15 protein-coding genes are annotated in these 21,626 nt (G+C 63.4%); 7 read left to right on the forward strand and 8 right to left on the reverse strand.

Annotated elements, in window-relative coordinates:
- Positions 1–2,277, forward strand: coding sequence for a TonB-dependent receptor (locus tag NUH86_RS17495; protein ID WP_267252602.1), 2,277 nt, complete (start codon positions 1–3; stop codon positions 2,275–2,277).
- 72 nt (positions 2,278–2,349) lie between these two features.
- Here the strand turns inward: NUH86_RS17495 and NUH86_RS17500 are convergent, their stop codons facing one another.
- The 5 genes from NUH86_RS17500 to NUH86_RS17520 all read right to left on the reverse strand — a co-directional run bounded on the left by NUH86_RS17500 (position 2,350) and on the right by NUH86_RS17520 (position 6,847).
- Positions 2,350–3,453: an acyl-CoA dehydrogenase family protein gene (locus NUH86_RS17500; protein ID WP_267252603.1), complete on the reverse strand. Its 1,104-nt coding sequence runs from the start codon at positions 3,451–3,453 to the stop codon at positions 2,350–2,352.
- A 16-nt stretch (positions 3,454–3,469) separates the two neighbouring features.
- Positions 3,470–4,672 (reverse strand): acyl-CoA dehydrogenase family protein, encoded by a 1,203-nt coding sequence (locus NUH86_RS17505; protein ID WP_267252604.1) that lies wholly within the window; start codon positions 4,670–4,672, stop codon positions 3,470–3,472.
- An 85-nt stretch (positions 4,673–4,757) separates the two neighbouring features.
- The gene (locus NUH86_RS17510) at positions 4,758–5,906 is read right to left on the reverse strand and encodes an acetyl-CoA acetyltransferase (protein WP_267252605.1); all 1,149 of its coding nucleotides are present in this window, start codon (positions 5,904–5,906) and stop codon (positions 4,758–4,760) included.
- A complete protein-coding gene (locus NUH86_RS17515; RefSeq protein ID WP_267252606.1) occupies positions 5,903–6,298 on the reverse strand; it encodes a Zn-ribbon domain-containing OB-fold protein in 396 nt (131 codons plus the stop codon). The genes NUH86_RS17510 and NUH86_RS17515 overlap by 4 nt, the downstream gene beginning before the upstream one ends.
- 126 nt (positions 6,299–6,424) lie before the next feature.
- On the reverse strand, positions 6,425–6,847 hold the full coding sequence (locus tag NUH86_RS17520; RefSeq protein ID WP_267252607.1) for a carboxymuconolactone decarboxylase family protein: 423 nt from the start codon (positions 6,845–6,847) through the stop codon (positions 6,425–6,427).
- Between the two features lie 279 nt (positions 6,848–7,126).
- Between NUH86_RS17520 and NUH86_RS17525 the strand changes: the two genes are divergently transcribed.
- Positions 7,127–8,749 carry an AMP-binding protein gene (locus NUH86_RS17525; protein ID WP_267252608.1) on the forward strand — a complete coding sequence of 541 codons (1,623 nt, stop codon included), beginning with the start codon at positions 7,127–7,129 and terminating at the stop codon, positions 8,747–8,749.
- 30 nt (positions 8,750–8,779) lie between these two features.
- Here NUH86_RS17525 and NUH86_RS17530 read toward each other — a convergent pair whose 3' ends face one another.
- From NUH86_RS17530 to NUH86_RS17540, 3 genes are all read right to left on the reverse strand, one after another.
- Positions 8,780–10,282, reverse strand: a complete 1,503-nt coding sequence (locus NUH86_RS17530) for a sulfatase (RefSeq protein ID WP_267252609.1) — start codon at positions 10,280–10,282, stop codon at positions 8,780–8,782.
- A 46-nt stretch (positions 10,283–10,328) separates the two neighbouring features.
- Positions 10,329–13,034 carry a glycoside hydrolase family 2 TIM barrel-domain containing protein gene (locus NUH86_RS17535; RefSeq protein WP_416365379.1) on the reverse strand — a complete coding sequence of 902 codons (2,706 nt, stop codon included), beginning with the start codon at positions 13,032–13,034 and terminating at the stop codon, positions 10,329–10,331.
- Positions 13,035–13,278: 244 nt separating this feature from the next.
- The gene (locus NUH86_RS17540) at positions 13,279–14,040 is read right to left on the reverse strand and encodes an SDR family NAD(P)-dependent oxidoreductase (protein WP_267252610.1); all 762 of its coding nucleotides are present in this window, start codon (positions 14,038–14,040) and stop codon (positions 13,279–13,281) included.
- Positions 14,041–14,217: 177 nt separating this feature from the next.
- Between NUH86_RS17540 and NUH86_RS17545 the strand changes: the two genes are divergently transcribed.
- The 5 genes from NUH86_RS17545 to NUH86_RS17565 all read left to right on the forward strand — a co-directional run bounded on the left by NUH86_RS17545 (position 14,218) and on the right by NUH86_RS17565 (position 21,547).
- On the forward strand, positions 14,218–15,321 hold the full coding sequence (locus NUH86_RS17545) for an epoxide hydrolase family protein (protein WP_267252611.1): 1,104 nt from the start codon (positions 14,218–14,220) through the stop codon (positions 15,319–15,321).
- Positions 15,318–16,040 (forward strand): enoyl-CoA hydratase-related protein, encoded by a 723-nt coding sequence (locus tag NUH86_RS17550; protein ID WP_267252612.1) that lies wholly within the window; start codon positions 15,318–15,320, stop codon positions 16,038–16,040. The genes NUH86_RS17545 and NUH86_RS17550 overlap by 4 nt, the downstream gene beginning before the upstream one ends.
- A gap of 81 nt (positions 16,041–16,121) precedes the next feature.
- Entirely contained in the window at positions 16,122–17,033 is a 912-nt protein-coding gene (locus NUH86_RS17555) for a crotonase/enoyl-CoA hydratase family protein (RefSeq protein WP_267252613.1), read from the forward strand.
- Positions 17,034–17,378: 345 nt separating this feature from the next.
- On the forward strand, positions 17,379–19,721 hold the full coding sequence (locus NUH86_RS17560) for a TonB-dependent receptor (protein ID WP_267252614.1): 2,343 nt from the start codon (positions 17,379–17,381) through the stop codon (positions 19,719–19,721).
- A gap of 137 nt (positions 19,722–19,858) precedes the next feature.
- Positions 19,859–21,547 carry a tannase/feruloyl esterase family alpha/beta hydrolase gene (locus NUH86_RS17565; protein WP_267252615.1) on the forward strand — a complete coding sequence of 563 codons (1,689 nt, stop codon included), beginning with the start codon at positions 19,859–19,861 and terminating at the stop codon, positions 21,545–21,547.
- Positions 21,548–21,626: the final 79 nt, after the last annotated feature.

A 21,626-nucleotide genomic window follows, 5' to 3' on the forward strand; every position in this document is an offset into this window, starting at 1 on the left:
ATGGCGCAATCCGCGCAGACGGGCAATGCCGAACAGGGGCTTGGCGAGATCATCGTGACGGCGACGCGCCGTGAACAGACGTTGCAAGCCACGCCGCTGGCGGTGACGGCCATCTCGTCCGAAGCGTTGACCGCGCGCGGCATCAACGGTCTTGGCGACATCGCCAACGGCACCGTGCCGGGCATGCAGTTCGCGCCCTTTTCAGGCACGCCTTCCATCCTTGCGATCAGCGCGCGCGGCATCGGCATCGCCGACAGCACGCAGGGCACGCAGGATCTGGTCGTGCCTCTCTATATCGACGGCGTTCCGCTGGGCCGGGCGCAGGGCCTGGGGCTGGAACTGATCGATCCGGAGCGCATCGAATTTCTGCGCGGGCCGCAGGGGCAGCTGTTCGGCCGCAATGCGGAAGGTGGCGCGGTGCAGTTCGTGTCGCGCCGGCCGAGCGGCCAGTTCGGCTTCGACACCAGCGGCCAGGTCGGCAATTACGGGCATGACCGCGAGCGGCTGCGCGTCGATCTGCCAGAATTCGCCAATCTGCGGCTGCAAGGCTCGATCGTCCATTCGCAGCATGACGCCTATACGAAGAACGAACCCAAGGGCGTCTACAGCCAGCAGGCGGATTACGGCTATTTCGACAGTTTCGGCTTCCGCATCGCGGCGGAATGGAACCCGTTCGACGGCTTCCGCGCCAACTATGCCTATGATGATTCGAGCATCAAGGATTCGCAGCCCTATCTGGTCTGGACCCCGGTCTCGATCCTGGGCGTCACCCCCTATTCGCCAATGCCGGCGGGCACCGACGACTATCCCGAGCGCGTCAACAGCCCGACCTATAATCAGTTCTTCCGGACCAAGGCGCACGGCCATGTGCTGACGCTGCAATATGACCTGTCGAACGCGCTGACGCTGAAGTCGATCACCTCCTATCGCGAGGCGAGCCGTCACGGGTCGAGCACGCTGGGCGACGCGCTGGTCGCGGGCGCTTCCTCCACCGGGATCGTGCGCGCGAGCGGCGGGCGAGAGGATGTGGACCAGAATCAATGGTATCAGGAATTCCAGGCGATCGGCAGTTTCAACCGGCTGGACCTGACCATCGGCGGCACCTATTTCCGTGAAAAGGTCAGCGACCAGCGGCGCTCCTATGTCACCGGGCCGGGGCTCAACGCGCCCGCGCTGGGGTTGACGCCGGCTGCCCTGTCAGGCTGCATCGGCGTGGAATTCTGCATGACCGGGCGGTCGGAGCAGCATGCCAAGACCGATTCCTACGGCGTCTATGCCCAGGGCACCTACACGCCGCCGATTCTTGACGATCGGCTGGAGCTGACTGCCGGCATCCGCTATTCCGACGACAAGAAGGTCGCGGTGCGCACCTATATCCAGCCGCTGGCGCTGCCGCCCTATACCGAAACCTCGCCCAGCGGGCCGCTGCCGCCGCCCGCGCTCTTCCGGGCGAAGCGCTGGGATCCGGCCTTTACGGTGAAGTATAATTTCACCGATGAGGTGAACGCCTATGTCCGCTATGCCACGGCCTATCGCGCCGGCGGCGTCAATGTGCGCTCGTCCGACTTCTCCAGCTATGACGAGGAAGAGGTGGAGTCGCTGGAAGTTGGCCTGAAGGCGCGGATGTTCGACCGGCGGCTTTCGCTCAACGTCGCTTATTATCATCAGACCGTGAAGGGGCTGCAGAGCGTCTTCCAGGAACAGCCGACGGTCAATCCGGCATTGACCACCAGCGTCAATCTGGCCCAGCCGCTGAAGGTGGACGGGATCGAGGCGGAAGCGGTGCTGCGCGTGGCTGACGGGTTGACCCTGTCGGCGGGCTACAGCTTCATTGATACGGCGCGCTATCAGGATTATGACAATCCCCTGACGGCGGCGGTCGATATCACTCGCTTCTATGCGGTTCAGGCGCCCAGGCATTCGGGCAATATCGCCGCAGACTATGAAACGCCTGACCTTGGTATGGGCAAGCTGGTGCTACATCTCGACTATGCGCTATCCACCGGCCACTGGACCACGCCCGGCGGCCTGCCGGTTGTTTCGCTCGCGCCCGATTACAGCCGGCCGCAGACCAGGACCAACATGATGAACGGTCGCATCGCGCTCCGTGACATTCCGGTCGGCTCGATGAAGGGGGAGGTGGCGCTGTTCGGGAAGAATATCCTTAACAGCACGGCCTATACATTTGGCTTCGACGGGGCGGCCTCAGGCGGCGGCTTTGGCGAATTCCTGCCGCCGCCGTTCAGCTACGGGATCGAATTGCGCATCCGTTATTGAGGGATAATCGCGCCGGGGCGCCCCAAATCCATGGGGTTCCCCGGCGGAGCCTGGCACGCACCTGGCGCTTGTTCAGGCTGCCGCGCGCGAGAAGGAATAAGCCAGATCGCCGTACAGCTTCTCGATGATCAGCTGCCGACGATAATGGTGGCTCACTTCATATTCGTCGGTCACGCCATAGCCGCCATGCAGCTGGATCGACTGACGCGACACCAGCTGCGCCGCCTCCGCGATATGGACCCGCGCCAACGCGACGGCCCGTTCACGCTCGGCCGCCTGCGCATCGAGCTGCGACAGCGCGAAATACAGCATCGAGCGGGCCTGGTGCGCCGCGACGAACATGTCGGCCATGATATGTTGCAGCGCCTGGAACTTGCCGATGGCCTGTCCGAATTGCTGCCGTTCCTTCAGATAGGCGGAGCAGATTTCCAGCTCTGCCTCCATCGCCCCCACGGACTGGGCGGCGAGAGCGATCCGCGCGCGATCGAGCGCCAGCCCCAGCAGCGCTTCGGCCGCCGCTCCGGATGCGAGGATATTCTCCCCGCTCACGGCCACCCTGTCGAAGGCGACGTCCGCCGCGCGCGAGTCGTCATAAAGGGCGTAGTCGGTCCGGCTCACCCCGGCGGAATCCGCCGCCACCAGAACCAGCGCCAGGCCGTCCGCCCCCTGTGCCGACACGATGAAATGCGTGGTCGAAGGCGCGTCGAGAACCATCATCTTCTGCCCGGAGAGGGCGAGCGTGCCGCCCGCTTCCGCCAGCGTGACGGCGCGTGGCGAGCGATAATCATAGCGCTCTCCCGGCTCGTCATGGGCAAGCGTGATGCGCGCCTCTCCAGCCACGAGGCTTTCAAGGACGGCGCCCTGCGTTTCCCCCGCGCCGGCCAGCAGCGTGCAGGAAAGGACCGCCGAACTGGTGAACGGCTCCCTGACGCAGCGGTTGCCAAGGGCGCCCGCCAGTACCGCGACATCGGCCATCGAGCCGCCCAGCCCGCCCAGCTCCTCCGGCACCAGGATGGAAAGCCATCCCAGTTCCGCAAAGGTCTGCCAGGCAGCGTGATCAATCCCGTCGGCGCTGTCGCGCAGCGACCGACGATGCTCCAGGCTGTAATGGTCGCCGATATAGCGCTCGGCACTGTCGAGCAGCATGCGCTGAAGGTCGGAAAGATTGAAATCCATTGTCTGTTCCCGCCCTTTAAAGACCAAAGGCCAATTTGGAGATGATGCCCTTCTGCACCTGAAGCGTGCCGCCATAGATGGTCGACGCGCGGGCAATCAGCGCATTCGCGGTGCGGCCTTCGGCATGGGTCGGCCATAGCGGACCCGCATCGTCGCGCTCCTCCGGTTCAAAGGCGTGGAAGCGCAGCGCGCGTGGCCCCAATATGTCGACCTGAAGCTCCGTGATCGCCTGTTGCAGGCGCGATCCCGCCACTTTCAGCGTGGACGCGGCCGCGGTGCGGTCATATTTGAACTCCTCATTCGCCAGTTCGCGCAGTACCGACCATTCCAGCGCCGTCACTTCCGCCTCGATCCGGGTGATCCGGCTGCGGAAATCCGGATGTTCGGCCACTGGCCTGCCGTCGATCTGCTCGACCGCGGCGAGCGCCTTGGCGCGGGCCAATTCACGCTTGTTGGTGAAGATGAAGCTACTGGTCGTGCGTTCATGGTCGAGCAGGAATTTGGCATAGGTCCAGCCCATGCCTTCCTCGCCGATCAGATTTTCGGCTGGAACCTCGACATTGTCCAGGAAGACTTCGCACAGGTCGGCGTCGCCGTTGATCTGGGGGATGCGGCGGATGGTGACGCCCGGCGTGTCGAGCTTGATCATCAGGAAGGAGATTCCCGCCTGCGGCTTCACGTCCGGGTTGGTGCGGACCAGGAAGAAGCCCCATTCGGACGCGAAGGCGCCGCCGGTCCAGATTTTCTGCCCGTTGACGATATAGCGATCGCCCTCGCGCCGCGCGGCGGTGCGCAGGCGCGCCAGATCCGATCCGTTGCCGGGTTCGGAAAAGCCCTGCGCCAGAAAATAGCGGCCCTCGCGGAAGGCGGGGAGGAAGGTCTGCTTCTGGGCATCCGATCCGAAGGTGTAGATCACCGGCCCGCACATGTGCGTCGCGCCCCAGCAGGTGTCGGGCGCCCAAGCGCTGCTGGATTCCTCCAGAAAGATATGGAGCTGCATCGGCGTCCAGCCGGTGCCGCCATATTCCTTCGGCCAATGGGGCACGGACCAGCCGCGCTCGCTCAGAATTCGGGTCCATTCCAGCGTTTCGGCATGGCCCGAATTGATGCCGCCATGCGCCCTTTGCAGCTCGGCGATGCGGGGCGGCAGCATCTCCGCGATGGCCTGGCGCACCGTGGCGCGAAATTCTTCCAGTTGCGGATCGAACGCGAGGTCCATCTTGCCTATGCTTCCTCAAGTAAAGCCGGGTGCAAAACCTGTGCAACCGGCGACCATATACTGCGCGGCATCCCGCCGGAAACTGTCATTCGGCCGCCAGCACGCAGACCGACTGGCTGGAAAGCTGACCGCCATTGCCCTGCGCGATGGCGGTTCTGGCGCCCGCCACCTGACGATCGCCGCATTCGCCGCGCAACTGGCGCACCGCCTCGATCACCGTGAACATCCCGTACATGCCGGGGTGCATGCAGGACAGCCCGCCGCCATTGGTGTTGACCGGCAAATCGCCGCCCGGCGCAATCCGACCGCCCGCGACGAACCGGCCGCCTTCGCCCTTCGGACAGAAGCCGAGATCCTCCAGAAACAGGATCGTGTTGATCGTGAAGGCGTCGTAGAGCTGGACGACGTCGATGTCGGCGGGCGACAGGCCCGCCGATGCGAGCGCGCGGGGACCACATTCTGCCAACGCCGTGACGGTCAGGTCGGGCATGGACGAAATGTGCGAATGGCTGGTCATGCTGGCCGCGCCAAGCAGGCTGACGGGCTTTGACGCCAGATCGCGCGCCCGGTCGGCACGGGTCAGGACGATCGCAGCCGCGCCATCCGTGACGAGGCAGCAGTCCAGCTTGCCCAGCGGATCGGAGATCATGCGCGCCGCCATATAGTCGTCCATCGTCAGCGGTTCGCGCACCGCTGCTTCGGGGTTGAGCTGCGCCCATTTGCGCGCCGCCAGCGCGACCTCGCCCAGCTGTTCCTTGGTCGTGCCATAGACGTGCATATGCCGCGCCGCCGCCAGCGCATAGCCGGAGAGCGGATTGAGCGGCTGATACCAGGCCTCGTAACGGAAGGGCTTGTTGGTGCGCGACAGCTTGCCGGTGGCGGACGCCTGGTTCGACCCATAGGCGATCAGCGCGCAATTGATCAGCCCGGCATCCAGCAGATAGGCGGCCTGCTCGATATAGGAAAGAAAGACATTGCCGCCAGTCCGGCTGTTCTCCAGCACCTTGGGCGCGGGGATGCCGCAATATTGCGCCAGGTTCATCGCGCCGCCGAACGTGTCGTCCGACCCCGTATAGAAGACGCCATCGACATCGGCGAAGCTCAGCCCCGTCTCGTGCAGCGCGTCGCGGCTGGCGATGGCCGCCATGTCGATCGGTTCGTGGCCGGGGCAGCGCGGGGCGCCGAAGGTGGCGGTGCCAACGATGGCGGCGCGGGCGCTCGGGAAAGCCGTCATTGTCCGCTCTCCACCGGACCGAAGACCACAAGATGGGGGGCGTCCTCCCCCTCGCCAGCGACAATCCGCGCCTTGACCCGCATGCCGATCTTCACCTCCTGCGCGTCGATCCCTTCCACCCGGCTCATCATGCGCGGACCTTCGTCAAGGTCAATCAGCGCGATGTTGAGGGAGGGTTCGGGCGGGCGCTTGCGGATCGCGGTCGTGGAATAGACCGTTCCAAGGCCGGAAGGTTCCGCCCATTCGAGGTCTTCGCCCGTGATGGGCGCGACAGCGCGAGGATAATAGACCCACGTGCCCGTCCGCACGCCGCGCTGGAGCATGAAGCGTCCTGCGGCCAGATGTTTCTGGAAGGCGATTTCCGGGCCGTCCGATGGATGCCGATCGGTCATGATCCGCTTCGATCTCCTGAAAATTGATCAGCCATCTGCCTGCAATCCGGCCGCGCCCCTGTCGAGAGCGGAGGGGCGCTTATCAGGCTGGCGATGAACGAGGAGCAGTGATGCGGTTCTGAAGCTTCAGAGCAGGCCGCGTTCCTCGAAGGTTTTGGTGTCGGTGGCGATGCCCCGCTCGTGCAGAACCTCTACGATAGCGGTCGTCGCCGATGCGATGGCCGGAAATCCGACATAGGGCGTGGCCTGGATCAGCGCTTCTTCTAGTTCCCGAACGGTCAGGCCATTGTTGAGCGCAATGCGCACATGGTTCTTGAGCTCGGCGGTCTGGCGCTGGGCGATCAGAACGCCCAAAGTGACGAGGCTGCGCTGCTTGCGCTCCAGCCCGTCGCGTCCCCAGACAGAGGCGAAGGCGAACTGGCAGGCCATTTCGGCCAGATCCCCGCCGAATCCGCGATTGGCAAGCACATGGCCCATCGCGTCGGCGGCGCCTTCGCCCATCAGTTCCCCAAAGATCAGACGTCCCTTCTCGGTTACTTCGTTCGTCACGGCACAGCCTTTCCATTGTTCTGCTGGCGTACCATCGCGGCGCTGGAAACTCGCCCGCTCCCAAGCATGGATGGCATCATTCCTTGGGGCATCGCATGTCCGCCGCGTGCGCTGCAAGCCGCACGCGCTCTTTCGCATATGCGATGGCTGCATTCTAGCCTTGCTTACGGCGAGCCTCCGGGCGAGCAGTCACGATGCGACGGAAGGTGCGCGGACTATCGCCACCATGGGCGGCCGCGTCCATCCGGTGTAGCAGCTATGCAGGGACGGACGACATCAATGGGCCATGGTTCGCGTTTTTTTTCAGGGCTGGAGATCAGCCTGGACCACACGATTCCACAGATCGTGGCTCATGCCGCCGCCCGCTATGGCGAAAAGCCCTTCTGCATTGCCGAGGACGGCACGGTTACATCCTTTGCGGGCTTCGCCGCCAGAGTCGCGAGCTTCGGCGCCGAACTGCTGGACATGGGCGTGCGCAAGGGCGATCGAGTCGCCATGCTGGCGCCGAACAGCGTCGAGTGGATCGTGGCCGCCACCGCAGTGATGAGCATCGGCGCGATCATGGTTCCCATCAACACCCGGTTCAAGGGGCCGGAAATCCGCTATGTGCTTGAAAAGGCGCGCACCTGCCTGGTCTGCACCGTGGGGCGGTTTCTGGGGGTCGATTATCCCGCGATGATCATCGCGGCGGCCGGCGGTCCGGGGGAAGGGCGCCCGGCGGCGGACCTGCCGCATTTGCTCAAGATCGTCGAGCTGGACGCGCCGGGCTTCGCGCTGGCTGATGTTTCCGACAGCGCCCGCGCGGCCTTTGCCGCGGCGGCGGCGGCGGTGGAACCCGACACGACGGCGGATATATTGTTCACCAGCGGCACGACCGGCAGCCCCAAGGGCGCGATGCACAGCCACGCGCAGGGTCTGTGGATGGCGGGCCTGTGGAATGAGTCCAATGAACTGACCGATGCGGACCGGATGGCCGTGGTCAATCCCTTCTTCCATTCCTTCGGCTATCGGTCCGGCTGGATGTCCGCGCTCACCGCTGGCATGACAATATATCCGCTGGCCACCTTTGACGCGGGCGCGATGCTTGAAATGATCGAGCGCGAGCGCATATCGCAACTGTCGGGCGCGCCGACCATTTTCTATTCCCTGTTGCAGCATCCCGATTTTGAAAAGCGCGACATTTCCTCGCTGCGCAGCGGCCATACCGGGGGCGCCAAGACGCCGCCCGACATCATCCGCGCAGGGTATGAGCGACTGGGCTTCGACATCTTCCTCACCAGTTTCGGCCAGACCGAAGCGACGGCGATGATCGCCACCAACCGCGCGGGCGATCCGATCGAGGCGATCGTTTCGACGGTCGGGCGGCCGATACCGATGGAGGAATGGCGCATCGTCGACGAACAGGGCAAGGATATGCCGCAGGGCGAGAGCGGGGAATTGCTGATCCGCGGCCCCAACGTCATGCAGGGCTATTTCGAGGATCCCGAGCAGACCGCCGCGACCATCGACGCGGATGGCTGGCTGCATACCGGCGATGTCGCGGCGATGGACGAGGAGGGGCGGCTGCGCATCCTCGACCGGATCAAGGACATCGTCATCGTCGGCGGCTTCAACGCCTATCCGGTCGAGATCGAGATCATGCTGGGCCAGCATCCCGCGATTGCCGAAGCTGCCGTGATCGGACTGCCCGACGAGCGAATGGGGGAGGTCACGGCTGCCTGCATCGTCCCGAAGCCGGGGCAGGCGCTGACGCTGGCGGAACTGACAGAATGGGCGCGTGAAAGAATGGCGAATTACAAGGTTCCGCGTCATCTGTTCGTGCTGGACGAGATGCCTCGGACGCCCTTGGGCAAAATACAGAAATTTGAACTGCGCAAGATGGCGGAGAGCCGACGCACCTGACAAATCCGTATTTGAAGTCCGCTGCTGCTCTCACTCGCCGATGGCAGTTTCGGTTCCACTCGACGGAGGCGGATCGCCGGGCAACATGGCGCGCAGGCGGGCGATCAGGGCGCGGTGTTGGGGCAGTGCCGCGATATTGCGATATTCGCCCGGATCTTGCCTGACGTCATAGAGTTCGACGCCTTCAGCCCCGTTCCGGCCCCATTCGGTATAGCGCCAGTTTGCAAATCGCACGCTGCTGCCGCCCCGAACCTGCGAGAGCGCGGGGAAATTCCAGCGCGGATCATTGGGCGTCGCCAACAGCGGGCGCAAACTGCGGCCATCCACGCGCGTGGGTGCGGGCAGGCCGGCCAGATCGGTCAGGGTCGGATAGAGGTCGATCAGCTCGACCAGCCGGCGCGACACACGGCCTTTCGCCCGCGCGCCGGGCACGGAAATGATCAGCGGCACGCGGGTCGACTGTTCCCACAGATTCTGCTTCTGCCAGATGCCATGCTCGCCAAGACCGAAGCCGTGGTCGCTGGTGAAGACCACGATGGTCCGGTCCGCGACCCCGCTCTTTTCCAGCGCGTCTAGGATGCGGCCGACCTGCGCGTCGACGAAGCTGGTCGCCGCATAATAGGAGCGGACGAATTCGCGCTTTTGCCGGTCAGGCAGGGCTTCGGCCGGAGCGCTCGCATATTTGTAGACCGCCCCGCGCGCGGCGGGCAGAACAGCCTCGCGATTTTTCACGGTCTCGGGCTTGTAGGCGATGCTGGGATAGAGGTCGAAATAGTGACCGGGCGCGACCTCCGGCACATGGGGCCGGTAAAATCCCGCGGCGATGAAGAAGGCCCGGTCCTTGTTCGCGTTGATCAGCTCGATGGCCTTCGTCGCCACCATGCCATCGGTCTGCTGATCGTCGCTCCCCTTGTCGGCGTGGTAGGAAATCGCGACGCCCAGGGGCAGCGCCGGGGTCAGGTTGGTGATCAGGTCCTGTCTTTCAGCGTCCTTGTCATGCCCCGCCGGATTGAACGCGACATCCCAGGAAGCGGGATCGTCATGCTGATCTGCCGCGATCGGCCTGCCTATGCCGCCGGGGACGCCCTGGTGAAAAAGCTTCCCGACGCGGGCGGAGAAATAGCCGTTGCGCCTGAAATATTGCGGGAGGGTGACGACATCGGGCCGATTGCTGCGAACCGATGTCGACAGGTCATAGACCCGCACGGAATTGGGCCGCAGCCCGGTAAGCAGCGACGCGCGGCTCGGGCCGCACAGGGGGAACTGGCTATAGGCCTGCTGGAAACGGACGCCCTGCGCGGCAAGCCGATCAATATGGGGCGTTTGCACCTCCGCCGAGCCAAAGGCGCCCCCGCTGCGAAGGTCGTCCGCGATGATGAAAAGGACATTCATGCGGCCTGCGGCGGGCGCGGGCGTGGCGGCGCGCTGCGGCGAGGGCCCGGCTTCCGGATGGCTGCACGATGTCATCGCGACAGCCGCGGTGCCGACAATCAGCGCAGCCAGACGGCGGAGCTTGCCATGGGATCGGGACAAATATGGCCTCCTCTTTGCTGGTGTAAGAAGGGGGCGTTCGGCCCCGTCAGCGGCGCTCGATCTCGACGGCCGAAACCAGCGCTTCTCCCTGACGCGCCCTGAACTGCAGGTCCAGCACGCCGCCGGTCACCGTGACGGGGAAGCGGCGCTTGACGGACGTGAGGAGCGCGCCAGCCGCCTTGTGGACATCAAACCCGGTCAGCTGTGTCCGCCCGTTGGCGATGACGTCGAACAGGCGGGCGCCGACGGGAAGGTCAGGCTCGAGGAAGGTGAGCGTCACAGTGTAGCGCCCATTGTCGAGCGGTACGGCGTAACGGAAGGTCCCCGCGCGATAGGTTCGGGCGATGCCGGGATCCTCGCCGGTCACTTGCGCCGTTCGCGGCGCTTCCCCCCGGATGATCGGGATCTTGTCCACCGTGCGCGGCGTCCCGCCGTCAAAGAAGGCGTCGGAACCGAACCGCCGCGGGGAGTCGCTCGCGGGGATCAGCGCGCCGCTGTCGATGCGGACTGTGGCGGCGCTTTCAGGCTGCAACTGCCATCGCACGCTGTCCTCCACTTCGCCTGTCGGGAAGCGGCCCCGGGCCACGACCTGGTTGGACCCCGGCGCAAGCCGCACCTGCCAGACGCAGGTTTTGAAGCCACAATCGCTGAGCACCCCCGCCGACCGGCCGTTGACGAACAGTTCGGTCGCCGGAGCGTTGCTGTAGACCCGAACGTCCGTCGCCTGGTACCGTCGGTCGACATAGCGCCGACCATTGATGTGGACGGTCGGGGTATCGGTCCAGTTGGCCTTGTAGAAGAAATAGGGGTCCTTCCTGATCCGTCGGTCAAAACTGATCATGCCCTTCGTATTGATGTCGTCGGCGTCCCCCTCCCGGCGCATGGTCGTGGCAAAGTTGAAGCCGTTCCAGAGCCAGGTCGACCAGAGATAGGGACGCGCCGCGATCGTGGCCCAGGATTGTTCATGAAAATAGCTCAGATATTCCTCGGGCTGCTCGCGGCCGCGGATGCTCACCTGACCCCCCAACGGGTGGTCCGTGTGCACGCTGGTCGCGCCGCCCGCGCCATATTCGGAGATCGCGAGCGGCTGGGCGGGGCGGCGGCGACGCAGCATGTCGAGGTTCGGACCCAAATCCTGCGTCGTGCCGTAATACCAGCCGAAATAGCGATTCACGCCGCTGAGGTCGGCCCCCTCCGCCGTGAACGGCACATCGACGTCCGCCGGGAACGGCCGACCTTCGCAGCAGGTGGCGAGCACGGTTGGGCGGCTTTGGTCCTCCGCCTTGGCGAGCGCGTCCAGTTCCCGCAGCAGCGGCACGGGATCAGGCGTCGGGGTCCGGACGCCATTCACCACATAGCTGAGCTGCGAATTGCCGAAATCGACCTCATTGGCGATGCCCCATGTCACGACGGAGGCGTGGTTGTAATTCTGCCGGATCAGTTCCTGCAACTGCTGGCGCGCGTTGGCGCGCAGCCTGTCGTCGGCCTCCATGGCCTTGCCCCATGTCCAGGCTGACACAAAGGGAATTTCGTCCCAAAGGATGATGCCATAGCGGTCCGCCAGTTCATGAATGGGCTGGCCATGCTGATAATGGGCAAGGCGGATGGTGTTCACCCCCATCTCGCGCAGCAGCTTCACATCGGACTCGACATCTTCGGGGGCGGAGGCCCAGCCCTTTCCTTCCCGATCCTGATGATATCCCACCCCATGCAGCTTCAGCGGCTTGCCATTCAGGAAAAAGCCCTTCTCCGGGTCCATCCGAAACTGGCGCACGCCGTAGGGCTGCTCCACCCGGTCCAGCACCGCGCCGGAAGGTGATCGCACCTCCACGGCCAGGCGATAGAGATAAGGATCTTGCGTGCCCTGCCAGAGGCGCGGCGTCACCAGGCTCAGCTTGTGAACCGACTCCAGCCCCGCATGGCCCTTGACGGTAAGCGGCTGCACCTGCTCTGCCGCGATCTTGCCCGCAGCGTCGATCAGGCGGCTGACCAGCTGGACGGGGGCGGGGCGGCTTTCGTCGTTGCGCAGCCTGATGCGCACGTCAACCGCCGCTTTGTCGGCCGCGATCGAGCGGGTCGTGGCATAGACGCCGCTCCCGCCGAAATCGAGCATGTCGAGATGGACCGGCGCGGTCGCCACCAGGCTTACCGGCCGATACAGGCCGCCATAGACGAAGAAATCCCCCCGCAGCGGCAGAACGTCGGCGGTCGCGCTGTCTGCCTCCGGATTGCTGTTGTCGGCCTTGACGACGAGGACATTGGTCTGGCCGGGCTTCAGCGCGTCGGTGACGTCCAGGCGAAACCGCGAGAACCCGCCCCGATGCGTGCCGAGCCGATGGCCGTTGAGCCATATTTCGGCCGTCCGGCTGGCCGCGTCGAACTGAAGATAGGCGCGCTTGCCCCGGAACGACGCGGGCGGCGTGAAGCGGAGCCGATACCAGCCCACGCCCTGGGTCTTGTTTAGATTATCCGGGCTGTTGATCCGGCCAGCGTCGGGGGTAAGATAGTTGCCGACCCGGTTCCAGCTGTGCGGCACCCGAACGGTCGCCCAATCGGCGTCCACGAAATCAGGGCGATCGGCGTTCAAGGCCTCTTCGCCCAATTTGAAGCGCCAACCTTCCGCTAGCGACAGGATGGAACGCGCCTCCTGTCGATCCCCTGCGGCAAGCGTTTGCGCTTGAGCGACTGTCCCAAGCGGAAAAAGCAGGAGCGCTGCACAACAGCTTCGCAAGCGTCTGGCCGCCGCTGGCATCAAAACCGTTCCCGCCAGAGCCGTCGCTCCCGAGCTGACAAGGGTAACGCTTTTCCCACTTGATCAAAATCTCCTGCGTGACGATGCCGTGGCTGGAATTGCGGCTAAGGCAACCACTTCCCCCATGGTGATCGGGAAGTCGTGCGGGCTTCCTGGCGCCAAACTCCATCATTTCGCGTGGCGCTGGCACATTTTGGGAACCGGGACAGGCGGCTGCTTTTCCTGTCCCGAACCCGATCAGCGCTTAGAGGAAGGAGCCGTCGTCAATGTCGAAGGCGGCACCGGTGACCGCTCGCGAGCCTGCCGACAGCAGATAAAGGGTCATTGGCACGAGATCCTCAGCCTCCATGACGCGCTTGCGCGGGAAGCCGTTGACCATCGCTTGTCCGGCAGGACCGTCGAGCCATTCGGCGTTGAGTTCGGTCTTGAGATAGCCCGGGCAGATGGTGTTGACGTTGATCCCCTTGAGCGCCCATTCCTTCGCCAGCGCCCGGCCCATCATCAGCACGCCCGCTTTGCTGGTGTTATAGGCGACGAGCTTGTCCAGCACATGGCGTGATCCGACCGATCCCACCAGCAAGATGCGGCCATCCCCCTTTTCCTGCGCGCCCGCGCTGATCATCCGCTTGGCGCCTTCGCGCGCGGTAATGAAAACACCGCGAAGATTGACGTTCAGTATGTTGTCAAATTCCGAGATCGGCAGGCCCAGGGCGGATGAGGCGTAATTCATTCCCGCATTTGCGAGCACTGAATTGATGGGCCCGAGCGCTTCCTGCGCAGCGTCAAAACCGGCCGCAACCGATTGCTCGTCCGAGACGTCCATTTCAACCGAACAGGCCGATCCGCCAGCAGCTTCGATCTCGCGCTGGATGTCGACAAGCCGGTCCTTGCGTCGCGCGGCAAGAGCGATGGCGGCGCCTGCGGCCGAGGCGCGGCGGGCAATATGCGCCCCGATTCCCGACGAAGCGCCGGTTATGAGTATCGTCCGTCCGGTAAGGTCAAACATGCGAAAGCTCTCTAATAGGTGGGAGACCGGGCGGGCAGCATCCGGTCTGGTTGTGCCCAAGGTTCTATGACCATATAAAAGGACAATCGCGCCGACGTGATCGCCTATACGATCGTTGCTCTGATTTCCCAGATACAAGGTATCGTCGAAGCCGCACTTGAACCAGAATAATGCGCTATGATCGTTCGCCCCTTTACCGTCGCCGTTTCCGATGCCGTTCTGGAACGGATCGCCGCGCGTCTGGCTGACGCCCGTATTGGCTATGCGCCGGAGGGCGGCGGCTGGCAGTGGGGCACTGACCGCGACTATCTGGCAGAGTTCATCGACTATTGGCGTGATCGCTATGACTGGCGGCGGGCGGAGCGGAATTTGAATGCCCTGCCGCAATATCTGGCCTCGGTTGAGGGGGTGGACATCCATTTCTATCATGTGCGCGGAAAAGGCGGGGGCAACATGCCGCCGATCCTTCTGACGCATGGCTGGCCTGGGTCGGTGGTGGAATTTCTGGACGTCATGCCAAAGCTCGCGGCGGCCGGCTTTGATGTCGTGGTGCCTTCGCTGCCCGGCTATGGCTGGTCCGGTCGGCCGCTGGGTCCGCTCGGTCCGGCTACCGTGGCGCGGATGTGGCGCAAGCTGATGACGGAAGTGCTGGGTTACGACCGCTTCTTCGCGCAGGGGGGCGACTGGGGCAGCATTGTCGCATGTCAGCTCGCTATTGATCATGCTGATGTGGTTTCCGCAATCCACCTGAATTTCTTCATGGGACCCGTGCCCAATGGCGAGACGGATGTCGAACTGGCCACCTATTGGCGATCCGTCCATGCCATGATGCGGGAGGAATCGGGCTATCAGCATGTTCAGGGCACGCGGCCGCAATCGCTTGGCCTGGCCTTGCACGACAATCCGGTCGGCTTTGCCAGCTGGCTGCTGGAAAAGTTTCGTCGATGGGGCGATACCGGAGGCGACATGGAAAGCCGGTTCTCGAAGGACCAGCTGATCGCCAATATGATGACCTACCTGGCGACCGACAATGTCATTTCGTCCTTCTGGCTCTATTATGTTACTCAACATGAACCGCCGTCCACGGCGCGGATCAATGTGCCTACGGCTCTCGCGCACTTCCCCGGAGAATTTTATCCGATGCCGAGCAGGCGCCTTGCCGAACAGAAATATAATGTGGCGCGCTGGTCCGTCATGGACTCGGGCGGCCATTTCGCCGCGATGGAAGAGCCGGAAGCCTTCGCCCGCGATGTGATTGTATTTTTCGAGGAGCAAGCGTGACTGATATCCTTCTACGCAGCGAGGTGGCCGAAGGCGTGCTGCTGCTGACCATGAACCGGCCCGATGCGCGCAACGCGATCAGCCTTGAACTGGCGGAAGAGCTGTCGGCTGCATTGGCAGAGTTCAAAGCCGACAGCAAATGGCGCGCAGGGGTGTTGACTGGTGCGCCACCTGCCTTTTGCGCTGGGCTGGACCTTAAATCTTTTTCCGCGCCTGATGCGCCCCGGCACAAGGTCACCGAACTGATCACCGCGCTCCCGCTGCTGGGCAAGCCGTTGATCGCCGCGGTCGGCGGCGCGGCCATGACCGGCGGGCTGGAACTGGTTCTGTCCTGCGACTTTGCGATTGCCGGACCGCAGGCCCGCTTCGCCGACACCCATGCCCGGATCGGCGCGCTTTCGGGAAGCGGCATGGGATCCCTGCTGCCGCGTATCGTGGGCGCGCGATGGGCGCGGCAGATGATGCTGACCTGCGCGCCGATCGGTGCGGAGACGGCCCTGCGGATCGGGCTGGTGAACGAACTGGTCGAGCAGGAGCAGCTTGTCCCGCGCGGCGTCGAACTGGCGACGATGATGGCGGCGCATGATCCGAAACTGGTCGCGCTTGCCAAGGGCGTGATTGATCAGGGCTTCCGCACGACGCTGGAGGAAGCAGGCGAGATAGAGCGTCGCACGCTGGCCGAGCGCAAGGCCAGCGGTGGGATGGAATGGAAGAAATAAGGCTGTCGATGCGCTCCAGCTTCGGTGTGCCCTTTGCTGAGGCGCGGCAGCTTTTTTGATCGGATGATTTAGGAGGAATAGATGCAGGAATATGCAGGCAAATATTTGCGCAATCCCCACATGGTGCTGTTCGAAGTGGTGGGTCAGGTTGCCCGGATCACGCTGAACCAGCCGGACAAGCGCAACTCTCTCTCCAACCAGATGGTGATCGAAATGCGCGACGCCCTGCTGGAGGCGGACGCTCGCGACGATGTTCACGCCGCCGTGCTGGAGGGCGCGGGTAAGGATTTCTGCGCCGGATACGACCTGATTTCCTCCTATGAGCGCTATGATGATGATGGTCAGGGGCCAGACCCGTCGATCCCTTATCGGGCTCCTGCCGGCAGCTTCGACAATGACTGCTGGAACATGGAACGGTTCCAGGGACTGCCGAACATCATCTATGACATGCACAAGCCGGTCATCGCCAAGGTGCAGGGCAATTGCCTGGCCGGCGGCACCGACATCGCGCTGCGCTGCGACATGGTCGTCGCCGCCGACAACGCCAAGATCGGCTTTCCCGCGACCCGGGCAAACGGTTCCCCGCCGGCCCATATGTGGACCTATCATGTCGGGCCGCAATGGTCGAAGCGCCTGTTGATGACTGGCGACACGCTCCTTGGCAAGGATGCGGCAAAGCTCGGCCTGATCATGGAATCGGTGCCGGCCGAGGAACTGGACGATTATGTGATGCAGCTGGCCGCCCGGGTCGCGCTGGTCGATCCGGAGTTGAACGCGGCGCACAAGCGGATCGTCAATCTCGCGCTCGAGCAGATGGGAATGATGAACATCCAGCGCATGGCGATCGAGATGGATGCGCGCGGACATCTGAGCACCGGCCCGCGCCGTTCCGGCTTCAAGTCGGACATGAAGGAGCATGGCTTCAAGACCGCGCTGAAGAATCGCGACGAGCCGTTCGGCAACAGCATCATCGAACTGCGCGCCCGAGGCTGACGCACAAAGGGGGAGTGGGGCGAACCCGGTCGAATTTCCGCGGCCGGGTCGTCCGCTCCTCATCTCTATGCTGCAGGCAGTGAGCCGCGGAAGCCCCAAGAAGCGTTTTCAAAGGACATCGCAGATGCGAATTTGGTCCCGACAGCTTGAATTAGCACGTCTTTGCGCGCATTTCGCTAATTATTGGTAACGTTGTCAAATGTAAATGACAGCTAAAATAACTAGAATAAAGACGCCTCGCGCGCGAGGGGAAGTGGAATGCCGCACAACGGGGATTTGCTAAGACGCATAGACGTTCGACGAATTAGGTGCGTTTCGATTGCCTGATTAGATGGGGAGGATTTCATGAACAGTTTCTACAAATACGCACTTCTGGCCGGATCTTCGCTGGGCGCTGCTTTTGCGGCACCGGCGGTTGCTCAGAGTGCCGCCGCTCAGACTACGCCAGAAGCGCCCGCTGGCGACGAGATCATCGTGACCGCCAATAAGCGTGCAGAGAATGTGCAGGACATTCCCAAGTCGGTCCAGGTGATCGGCTCCGGCGCGCTGCAACGGCAGAATATCGTCAATATCGGCGAGCTGCAGAAGCTTGTGCCCACCATCGCTGGTGAAGGCCAGACGCTGGCGATCCGCGGCGTCGGCACCGGCGCGTCGAGCGTCAACGCGCCCAACAAGGTCGGCATCGTTCTGGACGACATTCCGCAGCCTTCGTCAACCACGCTGTCCAACTTCCTGCTCGACGTAGAGCGCATTGAAGTGTTGCCTGGCCCGCAGGGCACGCTGGCCGGCCGCAACGCGACCGGCGGCCTCGTCAACATGGTGACGCGCGGCCCATCGGCGGAATGGACCGGCTTTGCCAATCTGCTCTACACTTCGGACCAGCAGAAGCAGGCTGCCTTCTTCCTAGCCGGCCCGGTCAGCGACAAGATCCAGATCAGCACGTCGCAATATTTTGACGGCTTCCGCGGTCTGACCAAGAACATCTATCTCGACCAGTGGTCCAACAGCTACACCTACGGGTCGCGCAACAAGGTCAAGCTGCTGCTGTCCGACCAGTTCACGGTCGATGTCACCGCTTTCTATCAGTATAGCCACCAGAATGGCGACAACCAGATCGCGCCCTTCGCCTATGTTCCGGCAGGGTTCAACTTCCCGAGCGACGTCTACAAGCGGCCTTTCTCGCAGATGCAGCCCGGCGTGACGCCGAGCCTGAGCAACCGGAACTACGCCAGCCTCTATAATGGCGAATCCCGCACCGTCGACTATGGCGGCATCCTGCGCCTGACCTTTGAAACGGCGGGCGGAACGACGCTGACTTCGATCAACTCCTACCTGAATGAAGACAGAAAGCGTGACATCGACTTCGGCCTGGGCGTGATCCCGCTGGCCGATCTGAACGTGCGGCCGGAATTTGATGGTCTGGTTCATTCCAGGCTGAAGGTTGAGTCCTACACGTCGGAACTTCGCCTCAACTCCGCCGATGTCGGGCCGCTTCATTATGTCGCAGGTCTGTTCTTCTCGAACGAGAAGTCGGAAAATGATTTCGTCCGCTATCTCTTCCCCGCGGTGACGAACGGCCAGTTCGATACCAAGTCCTATGCGGCTTATGCGCATGCCGACTATGACATCACGGAACAGCTGAAGCTGCAGGGCGGCATCCGTTTCGAGAAGGACGAGGTGGGCTATCGGGCCAAGGTTCCGACGCTTCCCGCAACCCAGAAGCTGACGTCGGATGGCGTCATTCGGACGTTCGCCGCTTCGCAGGTCGCCGCGACCGGCAAGGGTTCGGGCGGTGACAGCTTCCTCAACTATGACATCGGCGCGCAGTATCGCGTGAACCGCGATCTCATGTTCTATGGCACCTTCGCCAAGGCGAAGCAGGGCCCGATCTTCGACCAGTCCGATACGAATGGTCTGCTGAGCGCGGCTGGCATTTCGACCCTGCCCCAGGAATCGGTGAAGTCCTTTGAACTCGGCATGAAGTCGCAGTTCTTCGACCGGGCGCTGACGCTGAACGTTTCGCTGTTCAACAGCACCTACAAAAATTACCAGGTGCAGACGAGCGTTGTCATTGATCCGAACCAGCCGCCGCAGCGCAAGCTTGCTTCGGTCGGCAAGGTCCGCACCCGCGGCGTGGAATTTTCGGCTTCGGCCCGCCTGATGTCCAACCTGCGCACGGATCTCAATGTCGCCTATACCGAGGCGAAGATCCTCGATTTCCCCAATGCGCCTTGCTACATCAACGCGGTCCGCAACACATCAGCCTGCTTCGTCGCGAACCCGACCGCGCCGACGGCAGCGCAGTACTTCACCCAGGGCAACCTTGCTGGCGAACTGCTCAACCGGGCGCCGAAATGGCGTGGCACCTTGACGCTGGATTACAGCGTGCCTGTGAATGGCGACGGGCTTGAAGCCTTCATCGCACCGCTGGTCAAATATGCGTCGAAGCAGCGCACCGACCTGCTGCGCGGGCCGACGTCCTACCTGCCCGACACGACCTATGTCGATGTCAACGTGGGTGTTCGCAACTCGAATATCACTGCCGAACTGTTCGTCCGCAACCTGTTCAAGGAAAATGAGCAGACCTTCATTCCGCAGCAGAGCTTCAGCCCGAACGGCGCGCTCCAACGGGTGATTGAACGTATCAACAGCCGCTATATCGGTGGCCGTGTACGCTACAGCTTCTAAGGGGTTGGGCGGGAGCGCGGCGACGCGCTCCCGCTCCTTTTTTTGGAAGGAGGGGCGAGCCGCGCCGACATCCGGCAGCGGCTCCACCTCGTAACCCACCAGGCGCAAAAAAAAACGCTGGTAGGAGCAAGATGACGATGGCAGCAAAAGCGGTTTTGTCCCTGGCGTCTGCCTCTATTCTCGCCTTGCATTGCCTGGCCGCCCATGCTGCGCCGGGGCAAGCCCCGCGGGCCGCTGCGGTGGAAACCGGCGGGGAGGCGGCATGCACTGCGCTGTCCCGCGCGGTCCTGACCGATACCGACATCATCAGCGCGGCCTTCCAGCCTGCAAATCTGCCCATATCGGGCGCGACCGCAAGGGCATCGGACGGGTCCGGCAGCACCGTGTCGATTTCCGGACTTCCTGCTTTCTGCCGTGTCGTGGGTCGCATCCATCCAGAGCCGGGGTCGGACATTCGGTTCGAAGTCTGGTTGCCCGCTCAATGGAACGGCCGTTATCTGGGCGTCGGCAATGGCGGGCTTGCCGGATCGATTCGATACCGCGATCTTGGCGATGCGATGCGCACTGGCCATGCCACGGCCTCGACCGATACGGGCCATGTCGCCGAACTGCCCCATGAGGCGTCCTGGGCGACGGGCAATCCCGTCAAACTGCGCGATTATGGCTGGCGCGCCATTCATCTGACAGCCGTGAACGCCAAGCAGCTGGTCGCTGCCTATTATGGCCGGGCGGCGGACAAATCCTATTTCCAGTCCTGCTCCAACGGCGGGCGACAGGGGCTGATGGAGGCTTCGCGCTTTCCCGAAGATTATGACGGCATCCTGGCGGGCGCCCCCGCCGCGCAGATCACCAGATCAATCGGCACCATGCTGTGGACGCAGCAGGCCCAGCGCGCGCCTGGCGCAGCCCTGCGGCCAGAGCAGATGCTGTTCCTTCAGGGCGAAGTGCTAAGGCAATGCGATCGCCTGGACGGGTTGAACGACGGTCTGATCGACGATCCCCGGGTCTGCCGACCCGACCTTGCGCGGCTGTCCTGCGGCAAGAGCAGCGCGCCCCAATGTTTTTCCGCGCCGCAGATCAAGGCGCTGGGCCAAATCTATGCCGGACCGCCGCGCCCGGCTGATGCGCCTCGGTCCTTCGCTTTTCTCGCGTCGGGGGCGGAGGCGGGAAATCCGGTCCCGTTCCTGGGCTGGGACGGCTATATCACCGCAGGCGGCAAGGCGCCGCCGCAGGGTAGCCTGCTGGCCGCGGGCGTGCTCCAGAGCCTGATGTCGCCGCCGCTTGGGCCGGTGGAAAATTTCAACTGGAAGACCGATCCGCCCAGAATCAGCGCGGCGCTGAGCGGCGTGCTCGACGTGCAGCCCGACCTGTCGCGATTTTTCGAGCATGGCGGCAAGCTGATCCTCTATCACGGCTGGGCCGACGCGGCGATACCGCCCGAACAGACGATCGACTTTTATGACAATGTCTTCAAACAGTCCGGGCCGAAGGCGGCGGCTTCAACGCGGCTCTTCATGATCCCCGGCATGCAGCATTGCATGGGCGGCACGGGGGCGGAACTGTTTGGCGAACTCAACGCGCCAGCCAAGGATGCGCGCCCGGAAAACAATATCGCGATGGCGCTGCGCCAATGGGTGGAGGGCGGCCGAGCGCCTGAAAGCGTTATCGGCGTCAGCAGGGCCGCACCGGCGTCATCAGGCGCCGCGCCAGCGAGGGAGCGGCTGCATTGCGCCTTCCCTGCGCGCGCCGTGCTCACGCCGGGGGCGGACCCGGACAAGGCCGCAAGTTATGTCTGTCCACCCGCAGACGCAGCCCATCAGCGATAGAAACCCTTGTTCGCTCATGAATAACAGCTGGCGCTTCGCACGGCAGATCGACTGGTTCTGATGGGTGGGTTGGTGCATA

This window comes from Sphingobium sp. JS3065, from assembly GCF_026427355.1.
Taxonomy (GTDB): domain Bacteria; phylum Pseudomonadota; class Alphaproteobacteria; order Sphingomonadales; family Sphingomonadaceae; genus Sphingobium.

Excerpts from the sequence above, each read along its gene's own strand:
- NUH86_RS17495 (WP_267252602.1), top strand. The coding sequence starts at position 1 with ATGGCGCAATCCGCGCAGACGGGCAATGCCGAACAGGGGCTTGGCGAG.
- NUH86_RS17500 (WP_267252603.1), bottom strand. The coding sequence starts at position 3,453 with ATGGATTTCAATCTTTCCGACCTTCAGCGCATGCTGCTCGACAGTGCC.
- NUH86_RS17505 (WP_267252604.1), bottom strand. The coding sequence starts at position 4,672 with ATGGACCTCGCGTTCGATCCGCAACTGGAAGAATTTCGCGCCACGGTG.
- NUH86_RS17510 (WP_267252605.1), bottom strand. The coding sequence starts at position 5,906 with ATGACGGCTTTCCCGAGCGCCCGCGCCGCCATCGTTGGCACCGCCACC.
- NUH86_RS17515 (WP_267252606.1), bottom strand. The coding sequence starts at position 6,298 with ATGACCGATCGGCATCCATCGGACGGCCCGGAAATCGCCTTCCAGAAA.
- NUH86_RS17525 (WP_267252608.1), top strand. The coding sequence starts at position 7,127 with ATGGGCCATGGTTCGCGTTTTTTTTCAGGGCTGGAGATCAGCCTGGAC.
- NUH86_RS17535 (WP_416365379.1), bottom strand. The coding sequence starts at position 13,034 with ATGCCAGCGGCGGCCAGACGCTTGCGAAGCTGTTGTGCAGCGCTCCTG.
- NUH86_RS17540 (WP_267252610.1), bottom strand. The coding sequence starts at position 14,040 with ATGTTTGACCTTACCGGACGGACGATACTCATAACCGGCGCTTCGTCG.
- NUH86_RS17545 (WP_267252611.1), top strand. The coding sequence starts at position 14,218 with ATGATCGTTCGCCCCTTTACCGTCGCCGTTTCCGATGCCGTTCTGGAA.
- NUH86_RS17555 (WP_267252613.1), top strand. The coding sequence starts at position 16,122 with ATGCAGGAATATGCAGGCAAATATTTGCGCAATCCCCACATGGTGCTG.
- NUH86_RS17560 (WP_267252614.1), top strand. The coding sequence starts at position 17,379 with ATGAACAGTTTCTACAAATACGCACTTCTGGCCGGATCTTCGCTGGGC.
- NUH86_RS17565 (WP_267252615.1), top strand. The coding sequence starts at position 19,859 with ATGGCAGCAAAAGCGGTTTTGTCCCTGGCGTCTGCCTCTATTCTCGCC.